The organism is Porphyrobacter sp. MBR-155 (genome assembly GCF_040547625.1).
Classification (GTDB): Bacteria; Pseudomonadota; Alphaproteobacteria; order Sphingomonadales; family Sphingomonadaceae; genus Erythrobacter.
In genome coordinates this window covers 1-15738 of record NZ_JBEPQB010000010.1, presented here as the reverse complement: position 1 = coordinate 15738, position 15738 = coordinate 1, and the positions used below count along the sequence as shown (strand labels likewise).

Annotated in this window: 8 protein-coding genes and 1 tRNA gene; 7 read left to right on the top strand and 2 right to left on the bottom strand. The window is 59.4% G+C overall.

Going from position 1 to position 15738, the window contains the following annotated elements; genetic code table 11:
* Positions 1 to 157: 157 nt before the first annotated feature.
* The 6 genes from rpoB (at position 158) to ABIE62_RS11370 (ending at position 12191) form a co-directional block, all read left to right on the top strand.
* Entirely contained in the window at positions 158 to 4357 is a 4200-nt protein-coding gene (gene rpoB, locus ABIE62_RS11395; protein WP_354326134.1) for a DNA-directed RNA polymerase subunit beta, read from the top strand.
* A 78-nt stretch (positions 4358 to 4435) separates the two neighbouring features.
* Positions 4436 to 8734: a DNA-directed RNA polymerase subunit beta' gene (rpoC, locus tag ABIE62_RS11390; protein WP_354326132.1), complete on the top strand. Its 4299-nt coding sequence runs from the start codon at positions 4436 to 4438 to the stop codon at positions 8732 to 8734.
* 190 nt (positions 8735 to 8924) lie between these two features.
* Positions 8925 to 9365, top strand: a complete 441-nt coding sequence (locus ABIE62_RS11385; RefSeq protein ID WP_354326131.1) for a DNA-directed RNA polymerase subunit beta' — start codon at positions 8925 to 8927, stop codon at positions 9363 to 9365.
* 41 nt (positions 9366 to 9406) lie between these two features.
* On the top strand, positions 9407 to 10777 hold the full coding sequence (gene gltX / locus ABIE62_RS11380) for a glutamate--tRNA ligase (RefSeq protein WP_354326129.1): 1371 nt from the start codon (positions 9407 to 9409) through the stop codon (positions 10775 to 10777).
* A gap of 302 nt (positions 10778 to 11079) precedes the next feature.
* Positions 11080 to 11166 (top strand) — tRNA-Leu (locus ABIE62_RS11375).
* 185 nt (positions 11167 to 11351) lie between these two features.
* Positions 11352 to 12191 carry an AIPR family protein gene (locus ABIE62_RS11370; RefSeq protein WP_354326128.1) on the top strand — a complete coding sequence of 280 codons (840 nt, stop codon included), beginning with the start codon at positions 11352 to 11354 and terminating at the stop codon, positions 12189 to 12191.
* Here ABIE62_RS11370 and ABIE62_RS11365 read toward each other — a convergent pair.
* Positions 12092 to 13327 carry a DNA cytosine methyltransferase gene (locus ABIE62_RS11365; protein ID WP_354326127.1) on the bottom strand — a complete coding sequence of 412 codons (1236 nt, stop codon included), beginning with the start codon at positions 13325 to 13327 and terminating at the stop codon, positions 12092 to 12094. The two genes, ABIE62_RS11370 and ABIE62_RS11365, sit on opposite strands and share 100 nt — an antisense overlap.
* Before the next feature lie 298 nt (positions 13328 to 13625).
* Entirely contained in the window at positions 13626 to 14348 is a 723-nt protein-coding gene (locus ABIE62_RS11360) for a hypothetical protein (RefSeq protein ID WP_354326125.1), read from the bottom strand.
* Positions 14349 to 14808: 460 nt separating this feature from the next.
* Between ABIE62_RS11360 and ABIE62_RS11355 the strand changes: the two genes are divergently transcribed.
* On the top strand, positions 14809 to 15738 hold a 930-nt coding region (locus ABIE62_RS11355; RefSeq protein WP_354326123.1), incomplete at its 3' end, for a hypothetical protein.

Sequence of the window (15738 nt, the reverse complement as noted above, 5' to 3'; positions counted from 1 at the left end):
TTGAACGGCTGCTGCCAGTATCATTCTTCCAAGAGTGGTGCAGGGCACGCAGCGCTTGCGCGTCGCAATCGGCACCCATTCGCGCGGAACGACACGATATTTTCCTGTCCGCGCGGATAAGCTTCGCGCGGCCCAATCAAAGAGGCACATCTCCTCCATGGCAACCAAGGCGAAGACGCCCGTCACCCGCAGCCGCAAGGCCGAGGGCACCGCGAAAAAGCGCATCCGCAAGATTTTCGGCGACATCCACGAAGTCGTGCAGATGCCGAACCTGATCGAGGTGCAGCGCGAAAGCTACGAACAGTTCCTGCGGTCTGACAAGGCGACGGGCTATGTCTCCGGCCTCGAAAAGACCCTGCGTTCCGTGTTCCCGATCCGCGATTTCGCCGGCACTGCCGAGCTTGATTTCGTGCATTACGAACTCGAAGAACCCAAATACGACACCACCGAATGCCGTCAGCGCGGGATCACCTATGCCGCGCCGATGAAGGTGACGCTGCGCCTGATCGTGTTCGAAGTGGATCAGGAAACCGAAACCCGCTCGGTGCTCGATATCAAGGAGCAGGACGTTTACATGGGCGACATGCCGCTCATGACCGATAACGGCACCTTTATCGTCAACGGCACCGAACGCGTGATCGTATCGCAGATGCACCGTTCGCCGGGCGTGCTGTTCGATCATGATCGCGGCAAAACCCATTCGTCGGGCAAGCTGCTGTTTGCTGCCCGCGTGATCCCCTATCGCGGGTCGTGGCTCGATTTCGAATTCGACGCCAAGGACATCGTCAACGTCCGCATCGACCGCAAGCGCAAGCTGCCGGTCACCGCGCTGCTTTATGCGCTCGGCCTTGATGCCGAAGACATCCTGCAGCATTTCTATGACACGGTCGTTTGGGACCGCGCGAAAGACGGGTGGAAGATCCCGTTCGTGGCCGAACAATGGCGCGGGTCCAAGCCGACCTTCCCGCTGATCGACGCCGCCACCGGCGAAGAAGTGTTCCCCGCCGGGCAGAAGATTTCCCCGCGCGCTGCCAACAAGGCGGCCAAGGATGGCCTCGCTGATCTGCTGTTGCCGACCGAGGAAGTCGTCAGCCGCTATGCCGCGCGCGACATCATCGATGAAGGCACGGGCCGCATCTATATCGAAGCCGGTGACGAATTGACGCTCGAACATGTCGAGGCTTTCGACAAGGCCGGGATTGACCGGCTCGAACTGCTCGACATCGATGAAATCAACACCGGCCCGTGGATCCGCAACACGCTCAAGGTCGACAAGGCCGAAAACCGTGATGAGGGCCTCGAATCGATCTACAAGGTGATGCGTCCGGGCGAACCGCCGACGAAGGAAACTGCCGAGGCATTGTTCGAAGGCCTGTTCTTCGATGCCGAACGCTATGACCTGTCGGCTGTGGGCCGCGTCAAACTCAACATGCGGCTTGGGCTTGATGCCGAAGACACCGTGACCACGCTGCGCAAGGAAGATATCCTGGCGGTGGTCAAGGAACTGGTCGGCCTGAAAGACGGCAAGGGCGACGTCGATGATATCGACAACCTCGGCAACCGCCGGGTGCGTTCGGTGGGCGAGTTGCTGGAAAACCAGTACCGCGTCGGCCTGCTACGCATGGAGCGCGCGGTCAAGGAACGGATGTCGTCGGTCGATGTCTCGACCGTGATGCCCAATGACCTGATCAACGCCAAGCCCGCCGTGGCCGCGGTGCGTGAATTCTTCGGCTCATCACAGCTGTCGCAGTTCATGGATCAGACCAACCCGCTGGGCGAAGTCACCCACAAACGCCGCGTTTCGGCTTTGGGCCCGGGCGGTTTGACCCGCGAACGCGCAGGTTTTGAAGTGCGCGACGTTCACCCGACCCATTATGGCCGGATCTGCCCGATTGAAACGCCCGAAGGCCCGAACATCGGTCTGATCAACTCGCTGGCTTCGTTCAGCCGAGTCAACAAATACGGCTTCATCGAAACCCCTTATCGCAAGGTGATCGACGGCAAGGTGACCGCCGACGTGATCTACCTCTCCGCGATGGAGGAGCAGAAGCACACGGTTGCGCAGGCTTCCGCCGAACTGAACGACGACGGCAGCTTTGTCGAAGAACTGGTTTCCGCGCGTCACAATGGCGACAACCTGATGGCGCCGCGTGAACACGTTACGCTGATGGATGTGTCCCCGAAACAGCTGGTTTCGGTGGCTGCATCGCTGATCCCGTTCCTGGAAAACGATGACGCCAACCGCGCGTTGATGGGATCGAACATGCAGCGCCAGGCGGTGCCGCTGGTCAAGGCCGAAGCCCCGTGGGTCGGCACCGGGATGGAAGAAACCGTGGCGCGCGATTCGGGCGCGGCGATTGCAGCCAAGCGCGGCGGGATCGTCGATCAGGTCGACGCCACCCGCATCGTGATCCGCGCGATCGGCGATGTCGAGCCGGGTCAATCGGGCGTCGACATCTACACGCTGCAAAAGTTCCAGCGGTCGAACCAGAACACCTGCATCAATCAGCGGCCGCTGGTGAAGGTGGGTGAAGTGATCGAGCAGGGCGATATTATCGCCGATGGCCCGTCGACCGATCTGGGTGAACTGGCGCTGGGGCGCAACAGCCTCGTCGCGTTCATGCCGTGGAATGGCTACAACTACGAAGATTCGATCCTGCTTTCGGAACGGATCGTGAAAGATGACGTGTTCACCTCGATCCATATCGAGGAATTCGAAGTCATGGCCCGCGATACCAAACTGGGGCCGGAAGACATCACCCGCGACATTCCCAATGTCGGTGAGGAAGCGCTGCGCAACCTCGACGAAGCCGGGATCGTCTATGTCGGGGCAGAAGTGCATCCGGGCGATATTCTGGTCGGCAAGATCACGCCCAAGGGTGAAAGCCCGATGACGCCGGAAGAAAAGCTGCTGCGCGCCATCTTCGGTGAAAAGGCGTCTGACGTGCGCGATACATCGCTGCGGCTGCCGCCGGGCGTGGCGGGCACGATCGTGGAAGTTCGGGTGTTCAACCGCCACGGGATCGAAATCGATGATCGTACCCGTGCGATCCAGAACGAGGAAATCGAACATCTGCGCAAGGATTGCGCGGATGAACGCAACATCCTCAACCGCGCGACCTATAATCGCCTGCACGACATGCTGCTGGGTCAGGTGGCAAGCGCCGCGCCCAAAGGCATCAAGAAAGGCGCCGAGATCACCGCAGAGATGCTCGACCAGATCGACCGCTACGAATGGTTCAAATTCGCAGTGGCCGATGATGGCCGCCAGTCACAGATCGAAGCGATCAAAGCGCAGTACGACGAAGCTGCCGCGCTGATCGATGCCAAGTTTGCCGACCGCAAGGAAAAGCTGGAACGCGGCGATGATCTGGCACCGGGCGTGCTCAAGATGGTCAAGGTGTTCGTGGCGATCAAACGCAAGATGCAGCCCGGCGATAAGATGGCCGGGCGCCACGGCAACAAGGGCGTGGTCAGCCGCATCCTGCCGGTCGAGGATATGCCGTTCCTCGCCGATGGGACGCCGGTTGATATCGTGCTCAATCCGCTGGGCGTGCCATCGCGCATGAATGTCGGGCAGATCTTTGAAACCCATCTCGGCTTTGCCGCGCGGGCGCTCGGCATGGATATCGCGGACAAGCTCGAAGAGTGGAAACGCGCCAATCCCCACGCGGCCGAAGACTATGCCAATGTGAAACCGCCCGAAGCCGTGATGGAACGGTTGAAGGATGTTTACGGCGAACAATATTTCGAAGACCTCGAAAGCCGTTCGACCGCCAGCATTGTCGAACTCGCCACCAATGTTTCCGCAGGCGTGCCGATGGGAACGCCGGTGTTTGACGGCGCGCGTGAACCCGACGTGTCGGAAATGCTGATCAAGGCCGGGATCGATTCCTCGGGCCAGTCGGTGCTGTATGATGGCCGCACGGGCGATGCGTTTGACCGCAAGGTGACGGTGGGCATCATCTATATGCTCAAACTGCACCACTTGGTCGACGACAAGATCCACGCGCGTTCGATCGGGCCCTACAGCCTCGTCACCCAGCAGCCGCTGGGCGGCAAGGCGCAGTTCGGCGGCCAGCGCTTCGGCGAAATGGAAGTCTGGGCGCTGCAAGCCTACGGCGCGGCCTATACCTTGCAGGAAATGCTGACGGTGAAGTCCGATGACGTGGTCGGGCGCACCAAGGTTTACGAAGCGATCGTCAAGGGTGACGATACCTTCGAGGCCGGCATTCCCGAGAGCTTCAACGTTCTCGTGAAGGAAATGCGCTCGCTGGGTCTGAACGTCGAACTGAAGTCGATCCTCGACGAAGATGACGCCGACCAGACCGATTACAGCGCGATTGCAGCGGAATAGGGCGCGGGGGTTTTGCCCCCGCCCCTTCGGCCCCGCGCCATCCGCCTTCGAGTTTTATCCCCCTAAGGGAACACAGTCATGAACGATCTTAGCAAATTCTCCAACCAGCTGGCCAAGCCTGAAACCTTTGACCAGATCCAGATCGGCATCGCCAGCCCCGAGCGGATTCGCTCGTGGTCCTATGGTGAGATCAAGAAGCCCGAAACCATCAACTACCGCACGTTCAAGCCCGAACGTGACGGGTTGTTCTGCGCGCGCATCTTCGGCCCCGTGAAGGATTACGAATGCCTGTGCGGCAAGTACAAGCGCATGAAGTACAAGGGCGTCGTTTGCGAAAAGTGCGGCGTTGAAGTCACCGTGACCAAGGTGCGCCGCGAACGCATGGGCCACATCGAACTGGCCGCGCCGGTTGCGCATATCTGGTTCCTGAAATCGCTGCCGAGCCGCATCGGCCTGCTGCTCGACATGCAGTTGAAGCAGCTTGAGCGCGTGCTCTATTTCGAAAGCTACATCGTCACCGAACCGGGCCTCACCCCGCTGGAGAAATTCCAGCTGATGACCGAAGACGAACTGCTCGAAGCGCAGGACGAATATGGCGAAGACGCCTTCACCGCCGATATCGGCGCGGAAGCCGTGCGCACCATGCTGATCCAGCTCGACCTTGAGGCCGAGCGTGATGCGTTGATGGAGGAGCTCGCCACCACCAAGTCGCTGCTCAAGCCCAAGAAGATCATCAAGCGGCTGAAAGTGGTCGAAAGCTTCATCGATTCGGGCAACCGCCCCGAATGGATGATCTTGGAAGTGATCCCGGTCATCCCGCCCGAACTGCGCCCGCTGGTGCCGCTGGATGGCGGCCGCTTTGCGACCTCGGATCTCAATGACCTCTATCGCCGCGTCATCAACCGCAACAACCGTCTGAAGCGCCTGATTGAACTGCGCGCGCCGGACATCATCGTGCGCAATGAAAAGCGGATGTTGCAGGAAGCGGTCGATGCGCTGTTCGACAATGGCCGCCGTGGCCGCGTCATCACCGGCACCAACAAGCGCCCGCTGAAATCGCTGTCTGATATGCTCAAGGGCAAGCAGGGCCGCTTCCGCCAGAACCTGCTTGGTAAGCGTGTCGATTATTCGGGCCGTTCGGTGATCGTTACCGGGCCGGAACTGAAGCTGCACCAGTGCGGCTTGCCCAAGAAGATGGCGCTCGAACTGTTCAAGCCGTTCATCTACGCGCGGCTCGATGCCAAGGGCCTGTCGATGACCTTGAAGCAGGCCAAGAAGTGGGTCGAAAAGGAACGCAAGGAAGTCTGGGACATCCTTGACGAAGTGATCCGCGAACACCCCGTCATGCTCAACCGTGCGCCGACGCTGCACCGCTTGGGCATCCAGGCGTTTGAACCCGTGCTGATCGAAGGCAAGGCGATCCAGTTGCACCCGCTAGTGTGTGCAGCCTTCAACGCCGACTTTGACGGCGACCAGATGGCCGTCCACGTGCCGCTTTCGCTCGAAGCCCAGCTGGAAGCGCGCGTGCTGATGATGAGCACGAACAACATCCTTTCGCCCGCCAACGGCAAGCCGATCATCGTGCCGTCGCAGGACATGGTTCTGGGGATCTACTACCTTTCGATGGAGCGGCAGGAAAAGCACCCTGAATACCTCGAAAACGCCGATGGCACCAAGGTCGAGCGGCTCCAGCGTTTCTCCGACATGGCCGAAGTGCATCAGGCGCTGGAAACCAAGGCGGTCACGCTCCACACCAAGATCATCGCCCGCGTTCCGCAGGCCGATGAACATGGCAAGGTGGCGATGCAGCGGTTTGAAACGACGCCGGGCCGGATGCTGATTGGCGAATGTCTGCCCCAAAACCACAAGGTGCCGTTCGACATCATCAACCGCCTGCTGACCAAGCGGGAAATCGCCGACGTGATCGATCAGGTGTATCGCCACACCGGCCAGAAGGACACGGTGCTGTTCGCCGACGCGATCATGAGCCTCGGCTTCCGCTACGCGTTCAAGGCCGGGATCAGCTTTGGCAAGGATGACATGATCATCCCCGACGCCAAGGTGAAGATGGTGGATGAGACCAAGGAACTGGTGGCTGGGTATGAACAGCAATATCAGGACGGTCTGATCACCCAGCAGGAAAAATACAACAAGGTTATCGACGCCTGGTCGAAGTGCGGTGACATGGTTGCCGACGCGATGATGGCCGAGATCAAGGCAACCCCGATCGACGCGGACGGCAAGGAAGCGCAGATCAACTCGATCTACATGATGAGCCACTCCGGCGCGCGTGGTTCGCCGGCGCAGATGAAGCAGCTGGCCGGGATGCGCGGGCTGATGGCCAAGCCTTCGGGCGAGATCATCGAAACCCCGATCATTTCGAACTTCAAGGAAGGTCTGACCGTTCTTGAATACTTCAACTCCACCCACGGCGCGCGCAAGGGCCTCGCGGATACGGCGTTGAAGACGGCGAACTCGGGCTACCTCACCCGCCGTCTGGTCGATGTGTCGCAGGATTGCGTCATCACCGAAGAAGACTGCAAGACCGAAAACGCGCTCGAAATGCGCGCTATCGTGCAGGGCGGCAGCGTGATCGCGTCGCTGGGTGAGCGCATTCTGGGCCGCACCGTGGCGGAAGATGTCCTCAACGCTGCAACCGGCGAAGTCATCGTCAAGTCAGGCACCCTGCTTGACGAAGCAATGGTGGTGGATATCGAGGCGGCTGAAGTTCAGTCGGCGAAGATCCGTTCTCCGCTGGTGTGCCAGGCAGAACAGGGCGTGTGCGCGAGCTGTTATGGCCGTGACCTTGCCCGCGGCACCCCGGTCAATATCGGTGAAGCCGTCGGTGTTATCGCGGCGCAATCGATCGGTGAACCCGGCACGCAGCTGACGATGCGGACGTTCCACATCGGCGGCGCGGCGCAGATCAACGAAACCAGCCATCTTGAGGCGATTTCGGAAGGCCGCGTCGAATTCCGTGACATGCCGACCATCAGCGACAAACGCGGCCGCATCCTCAGCTTGGCCCGCAATGGTGAAATCGCGGTGATCGATGCCGAAGGGCGCGAGCGCGAGATGCACAAGGTGCCCTATGGTACGGTGCTGATGTTCAAGCATGGCGACCATGTGAAGATCGGTGATCGGATTGCCGAGTGGGATCCGTTCACCCTGCCGATCATCACCGAACAATCGGGCGTGGTGAAGTATCAGGACTTGATCGAAGGCATCACGCTCGAAGAACAGCTTGATGATGCCACCGGCATTGCCCAGCGCGTGGTGACAGAAAACCGCGCTACGGGACGCAAGAAGAAGGAAGACCTGCGTCCGCGTATGACCTTGCTTGCCGAAGGCGAGGGCGAGACCGAAGCGGCGCGTTATATGCTGGCTCCGGGCACCACGCTTTCGGTCGAGGATGGCCAGACGGTTGAAGCCGGCGACATCGTCGCCCGCGCCAGCCGCGAAGCCGCCAAGACCCGCGACATCACCGGCGGTCTGCCGCGTGTGGCCGAACTGTTCGAAGCGCGTATGCCCAAGGACGTTTCGGTGATCGCCAAGATTTCCGGCCGGATCGAATTCGTCCGTGAATACAAGGCGAAACGCAAGATCGCAATCATCCCCGAGGAAGGGGATCCAGTGGAATACCTGATCGCCAAGACCAAGGTGATTGATGTGCAGGAAGGCGACTACGTGAAGAAGGGGGACACCCTTGTTTCCGGATCGCCCAACCCGCATGATATCCTTGAGGTGATGGGTGTCGAGGCCTTGTCCGAATACATGGTCGACGAAATCCAGGAAGTGTACCGGCTTCAGGGCGTGAAGATCAACGACAAGCACATCGAGGTGATCGTTCGCCAGATGCTGCAAAAGGTTGAAATCACCAATGGCGGCGATACCACCCTGCTGCCGGGTGAACAGCTCGATCTGGCGGAAATGCTGGAATATAATGCCAAGCTGGGCAAGGGTAAGCAGCCCGCTGAAGGGGTGCCGATCCTGCTCGGGATCACCAAGGCAAGTCTGCAGACCCGCAGCTTCATCTCGGCGGCCTCGTTCCAGGAAACCACCCGTGTGCTGACGCAGGCGGCGGTTGAAGGGAAGAAGGACACGCTGGTCGGGCTGAAGGAAAACGTCATCGTTGGCCGCCTCATCCCCGCCGGTACCGGCGCGGGCATGAACAGGTTGCGCGTGACCGCCAACAGCCGCGACGCTGCGCTGAAGGCTGCGTGGAAAAAGCAGCAGGATGCGCTCGCCGCCAGCGGCCAGCGCGAAGCTGAACCCGCAGCGGACGCAGTTGGCTCGGAAGAGAAGATGAAGGCAGCGATGGCGGCGATGGCCGGTGCGGCCCCCGCATCGGATATCGAGGACGCTGGCGAGGAGTAATCCACCCCAGCGTTATTGCGATCCATGAATTGCCCCGCTGGAGCCAATGCTCCGGCGGGGCTTTTCTTTGCCAGTATCTTTGCCAATGTGCGCAGCGGGCCGCGCTCAGGGCATATAATGCTATTGCAACGCACTCGCAATTAAGCTAGCTATGCGGTCATCAATTCACACGTAGCACAAGCGAGGCTCCATGTCCCGGCCCCACACCCCCACCGCCACCGCGCGCACCATCATTGCCGCTTTGGCGCAGCCACCGCGGGCCGACGCGCTGGGGCCGATTGCGAGCCGCTTCATCCACGCATTGCGGTTGATCGCGCTGCACGATCGGATCGGGCGCGATCCGGTGCCCGAATTGGCAATCCGCCTGCAGGGGGTCGACGTGGCGGCAAAGGCGCTGATGCTGGCGCAGGAAATCGCTGCGAGTTGGCCGGAAAACATCCAGGCCTCGCGTTTCTGCTGCGGCTTGCTCAGCCATGATGAGGCGACCATTGGCGCGTTTGTGGATGCGGCTGCTGCGGGCGACCGCGTGGGCTTTGAAGCTGCGCTGACGGGATTGATCCGGGCCGACCGGATGCATCGCCTGTGGGAAGGCGCGCTAGCGCTGGTCGCGGCGGAGATGCGAATGGTGTGAACGCTTGCGGGCGGGCGGTGTGCGCTTTACCGCTTTCGGCCATGACCACTGCACCCACCACCACCCGTTTCGCCCCGTCGCCCACTGGCCGCCTGCATGTCGGCAATATCCGCACCGCGCTGCATAACTGGATGCTGGCGCGCCAATCGTCGGGCACCTTCATCTTGCGGATCGACGACACCGACGCTGCCCGCAGCCGGGAGGATTATGTCGACGCCATCCGCGCGGATCTGGCGTGGCTAGGCCTCGACTGGGACCGCGAAGAGCGCCAATCCTTGCGGTTAGACCGTTACGAGGCAGCCTTTGCCGCTTTGCAGGCCGCCGGGCGGATCTACGCCTGCTATGAAAGCGCGCAGGAACTGGAAGTGAAACGCAAGATCGCGCTGGGACGCGGGTTGCCACCGATCTATGATCGCGCCGCGCTGGATTTGTCCGACGATGAGCGCGCCGCCAAACACGCCGAAGGCATCGCCCCCCACTGGCGTTTCCTGCTCGACCACGCCGAGCCGATCGCATGGGATGATGCCATTCGCGGGCCGCAAAAGTTCGATGCGGCGCAGCTATCCGATCCGGTCATACGCCGCGCCGATGGTTCGTGGCTCTATATGATGCCAAGCGCGGTCGACGACATTGATATGGGCGTTATGCAGGTGCTGCGCGGCGAAGACCACGTTTCCAATACTGCAGTGCAAATTCAGATATTTACCGCACTTATTGCTGCGGGCTTTGCTGCAGCAAATGGTGCAGCAAAATGCGTTCCGGAATTCGCGCATGAAGCGCTGCTGGTGGGGCGTGAAGGCAAGTTGTCGAAGCGTCTCGGCTCGCTTGGCTGCGATGCCTTTCGCGAACGCGGGATTGAACCCGAAGCGATCATCGCATTGCTGGCGCGGCTCGGCACGTCGCAGCCGGTTGAACCCATTGCCGATCGGGCTGCGCTGATTGCCGGTTTCGACCTGTCGACCTTTGGCCGCGCGCCCGCCAAGTTTGACGACGAAGACCTCGATCGTCTCAACGCAGCGATCGTCCACCAACTGCCCTATACGGCGGTTCAGCATCGGCTTCCGCAGGGCATGGACGAGGCTGGGTGGCATGCGATCCGGCCCAATCTGGCGCATGTCGATGAGGTGGGCGAATGGTGGCGGCTGGTGACTGGCCCGATCACCCAAGGAGATTTCACACCAGAGGACAAAGCCTTTCTGGCCGACGCCGCACGGCTGCTGACGTGGGACGAAAACCCCTGGGCCGCGCTCACCACGGCGCTGAAGCAAGCCACGCAGCGCAAGGGCCGGGCGTTGTTTCTGCCGTTGCGGCAGGCGTTAACCGGCATGGATCACGGCCCCGATATGGGCGAACTGCTACCCTTGATCGGTGAGGCGGAGGCCCGCAGAAGGCTGCAATCGGCAGCTGGTTGAAATACCCTTAGTGCCGGTGCCGCGTCTGGCCCGCAACCCCGTTTCAACTGTGCCGGAATAGAGTCACAGCCAGCCCCGCCAGCTGCGGGATACGGTATCGTGGATGCAGTGCCCCTGTCCGAAGAAAATGCAGGGGCCGCACCCCCTCGTGGCCCCATAAACCACCCCGCATTTTGCCAACCCTTAGCTGCCGCCACAAGAACCGACGCAAAAGCGCGAGGATTGCGTTGACAGCCACCCCTCCCCACAGCTATTGGCCCGCCCCTACCCAGCTTCCGGCACCAATGACCGGTCGCAACCGTGCCCAGATGGCGGAATTGGTAGACGCACCAGCTTCAGGTGCTGGCGCTCGCAAGGGCGTGGAGGTTCGAGTCCTCTTCTGGGCACCATTTTCCTATACACAGATGTACGTGTGCGGTTGCTAAAGCCGCGGAAAACCGCCATATTCTTGCTTCAAACGTCCACGCTCGTTCAGCCATGTTTGCCCAGAATCGGGGGTTTCATGGGGTTCAGGAAGGGGTCCAAACCCCAGAATCAGCCTGCAGAACGAGGATTTCTGAAAGCGAGACCCCCAATGGCTCTCACTGATGTGCAAATTCGCAAAGCAATTCCGTCGGATAAGCAATATAAGCTGACTGATAGTGGCGGCCTTAGCCTGCTGGTTCGTCCTACGGGAACCAAGAGTTGGATCTGCAAGCTCACCATCCACGGCAAAGAGCAAAGACTCACCTTCGGCACCTACCCGCAGATGACGCTCAAAGAAGCCAGGAGCCGTCGTGACGAGGTGAAGCTCGAAATGATGCGAGGCGGAAACCCGATCCAGCGTCGACGCGACGAGAAGCTGGCAGCTCAACTCAGTGCGGGCAACCTGTTCGAGGACATCGCCGAGGAGTTCATTGCAAAGCGTGAAGCTGAGGAAGTTGCTCCGGCCACATTGAAGAAGCTGCACTGGTACTTGGAGCTTCTCCGCAAGGGCATAGGCAAGCGACCGATAGCAGAGATCAAGCCGCAGGAGCTCCTAGCCACGCTCAAGAAGATCGAGCGGAAAGGCTATCGCGAAAGCGCAAAGCGGGCTCGGTCGTTTGCCAGCCAGGTATTCAGGTATGGTGTCATGACCGGGCGGTGTGATGCAGAGGTGTTCGACGAAGTCTGGTTCAAGTGGCTTGTCGCCAAGGCCATCATCTTCCGCAGCTTGGAAAAACTGGTCCCTCAACAGCCTTGGTATGCCGGGGGATATCGTGCGAACATCGTCACATACGCATTCTCCAAGGTCGTGCATGACGCCCAGCTCAGGAAGCGGGTTCTCGACTTGGATCAGGTGTGGCGGCTCCAACGTGTGCCGGCAATGCTTGAGAGGGCGTTAACTTTCGCTGCCGAAGCGGCCAGGCTTCGGCACTGGGACGGGTCCGGATGAATGAAGTAATGCCCGTCCTTGGAAATGTGGCTCGTCACTGTCGTTGACGGTGCATGCCACATCTGCACTCGGAAGCGGTCGGCAAACTTGCCGCTCGTCCAACTTCTGTGTTCGGGAGCGAGAGCTTGTGGGAAGTCTTCTGCTTTTGGGGATCGCCCGAAAACCTCAGCGAACACGGAAGCGAATGCGTACCTAGCTAGGTCTGCAGCCATGTGCCCCCTACTCTCATGGTTCGGGAGTACCGGAAGACAATCGTCAATCAACCAGTCTGACAGTGCGTTATTCGCGAGAGGCGCGAGCTGCCTGCTGATACGAGGCGGGACTTCGCCACTCTCGACAAGCCTTTCCGCCTGTGCGGTCAATCGGCTGGAGACTTCAGAAAGCCATGTTCCGTCAACACGGCATGCTTCACTTGCGTCCCTGTAGGCATGCTCCACGATGTTGCGCCAAGCTTCATCCGCATCAGAGGATCTGCTGATGCCACTTCGAAGCCGGGGCATTCCGTGCAGTACGTCTTCAACGGTCAACCGATTTTCGGCCGGCTGAAGCTTCATGGGGGCCACGCGATCACGTTCGCAACGCTGATAGACGTCTTTGCGGATGCCGAGGAAGATGACACGGTGACGGCACTGCGGGACTCCGAAACTTTCGCTGCGGATGATGTGAGCCGAGGCGCCGTCCCGATCGTCACCGGCAAGGGGGATCAAAACGTAGCTGTCCGGGGTCCCACCGGCACCACGGAGATCGGTCACGATCTGATCGATCAGCCGCACACCATTGACCTTCGCAGACAACATCCCTTTGACGTTCTCCATGACGAAGGCGACCGGTTGAGTCAGGCCCACGATCCTGATGTACTCGCGATACAGAAAATGCCTGTGATCGGAGGCGGCGTCGTAATCGCCGATCCCTTTGTTCCGGGCTCGACCGACAAGCGAATACGCCTGACAGGGTGGTCCTCCGATAAGGATAGGAGACTTCTGACTTCTGTGGGTCACAGGAAGTTCGGAAAACAGATAGATGGCCAGAGGTTCGACACCGCTTCGCACAAGGGATTCGCTCAGCCCCCTGCTTGCGAGGTGTGTCCTGAAACCGCAGCTGAATTCTTGATGCCGTTGAAGCGCTGTGGTTGGCATTGCCTGTGGATGTGTTAGCGGTGATGATGCCAGCCAATGCCCCTCTAGTCCTAGCCCGAGACACGAACCTTCTTCACAAAAAAGTCCCGGGGTTCCATTGGGGGTTCAAAGCTTACAAGTCCTACAAATTAGATTTTAAATTAGATCTATAAGGGTTTCGTTCGAGTGCCTCTTCTGGCACCATTTGTTCTTCCGGATGCATCCACAGATGTCCGGAAAGTCCTGGAAATCAGCGGTTTTTGGCTGTTCCGTTCGTGATCGGTTTCCTTCCAAAGAAGCAGACCAAAACTGCTGCGTTTCAGGGATTGAACCTAATGATATCCTCATTCGGGAAATAGCGCAGATCAACTCCCAAATCACGCAAGGCCGCAAAACTCACCAGTCCCTGATCTGGCAATCGTGACGAAGCCTGCGCTTTGCCGATGGCTTGCTGTCCCATGATCGTCCTGACTGCTTCTGCATCGAGCAGCAAGTTGCCCTCCCCCGCTATGGTGATATCGATGTTGCCGATGAGATCGGTGCCAGCATAAATCGGCTTGTTCACGGTGAGTTGGCCGTCAACATCTGACCGTTGACGAAGCTTCAGGCTGTCCAGTTCATCTAGGGAAAAATCGACCGGCATCAGCGATAACAGGCGAGTTTCGGTTTTTGGCAGCGCTTCAGAGCCGCTGATCGGTTTTTCTGGATCGCGCCCCGTCGGCTCTTGTGTGGCGGGGGCCAACGACACTGCGCGTGCCGCCGTCGCGTCGCCTTGTTTCGCAGCCTGTTCCAAATCGAGGTCGTCGAGCCTGAACCGGATGCCGTCCGAGCTGGAAAACTGATGCAGCATCAGTCCCACTTGTGAGCGAAGGTCAATATTGGCCCCAAGCAGCATAACGGGAATGAGCACAATCAGCAGCAAGGCCATGAAGACCTCATCCCAGCTGTAGCTGTTGTGCTGACTTTTAGCCGCCATTCTTTCCCAACGTGGCCCAATCCAGACCGTTCGAATCAGGTTCGCTCCGGCCGGAATGGTTAACACCCAAGCGTTGTTTCAGCTTACCCTTCGTCAAATTCAACGTCTAGCACCGAAAGCAATCCCATCTGCATAACTGACCATACGCTCGCTTTCCCTCAACCAAGATGTTCGATTTGTCCAGCGTAGCGCTTCTCTTTAGTATCAGTTATTACGCCATTTTTTGATCATCTCAATGCTTTGGCTGGCATTCAGGCTGCCCGAGGTGGCTTTGTTTACACTCCCCGAGCGGCTGTCCATAATCAGGACACCATGCGTTCTGAAACCGACGAGTTTGTTTACAGTTTGTAAATTCAAGTTAACATCGCACCATAACAAACTGAGTCGCGGCGCACGTATCCCGTATCGGGTCACAAGCGATCTTCGTAAGCGGATCGGCTTGTTTGGATTCCCCGTAGGGTAAAGTGTGCCGGTGGCTTTGCCAGCGCTTGGGACCATGTCCCAAACGGCGCAAGAGGGGGTAAGAATGAACGAAGAACTGGGCGCCTTTGAGGGCGATTCGTACAGTGTCGACGAGGGGTCTTCGCAAGCGTCGCTCGCAAGCCTGCAACTGCAATCCTCGCGGCAAGCCAATCAGTTGACTCAAGCCGCAGCAGGCAATGTTGTAGTCCTCAATGAAGGGCAGACGATCGAACGGCTGGAGGCTGATGGCCCCGACCTCGTGATCGTCTTGACCGATGGATCAAGGATTGTGGTGCCGGACGGCATCATTCTGGTTCCGCAGATCATTGTTGACGGCACGCCGATCCCACCCGCCAACGTCGCGGCCCTGCTGGTTGGGAACGAACCAGAACCGGCCGCTGGCCCCAATCCCAGTTCTGGTGGTAACTTTGCAGTAGATCCAGGTGACATTCAGGCTGCCTTCGATCTGGGAGACCTGCTGCCCTATACCGAACTTCCCGTCAGGCTCGAACTTGAAGAAGAAGTCATCCCGGCTCTGTTGCCCGATGATGATGACGAAGTTACGATATTCGGCCTGGACAACGATACGCCCGAGGCGGTGCTTGACGAAGGCGCTCTGGCCAACGGGTCGGACGGCATTGGTTCGCTGAACGAAGGCGGAACCTTCTCGGTCGATGCGCCTGATGGGCTCGCCAGCGTTCAGGTCAATGGCGTGAACGTAGTGGCCGGCGGAGCATTCGCTGGCCCGGTCGAGATTGCAAATAACGGGATATTCTCAGTGACTATCACGGGCTGGACGCCGGTGTTCGCTGCGAACGGGACGACAGTTATCGGCGCGACATTTGATTACAGCGTCACGCTGCTGAACAACACCACCGCGCACCCCGCCGCAGGCGAGGACAGCGTGTTCGACAGCTTCACCGTGGTGGTCACCGATACCGATGGCTCCGATGCCAATGCCAGCCTTGATGTGCGGATCATCGATGATGTGCCG

What these genes read in the sequence shown, in the direction of transcription:
- rpoB (WP_354326134.1), top strand. Translation starts at nt 158, where the DNA reads ATGGCAACCAAGGCGAAGACGCCCGTCACCCGCAGCCGCAAGGCCGAG.
- rpoC (WP_354326132.1), top strand. Translation starts at nt 4,436, where the DNA reads ATGAACGATCTTAGCAAATTCTCCAACCAGCTGGCCAAGCCTGAAACC.
- ABIE62_RS11385 (WP_354326131.1), top strand. Translation starts at nt 8,925, where the DNA reads ATGTCCCGGCCCCACACCCCCACCGCCACCGCGCGCACCATCATTGCC.
- gltX (WP_354326129.1), top strand. Translation starts at nt 9,407, where the DNA reads ATGACCACTGCACCCACCACCACCCGTTTCGCCCCGTCGCCCACTGGC.
- ABIE62_RS11370 (WP_354326128.1), top strand. Translation starts at nt 11,352, where the DNA reads ATGGCTCTCACTGATGTGCAAATTCGCAAAGCAATTCCGTCGGATAAG.
- ABIE62_RS11365 (WP_354326127.1), bottom strand. Translation starts at nt 13,327, where the DNA reads ATGCCAACCACAGCGCTTCAACGGCATCAAGAATTCAGCTGCGGTTTC.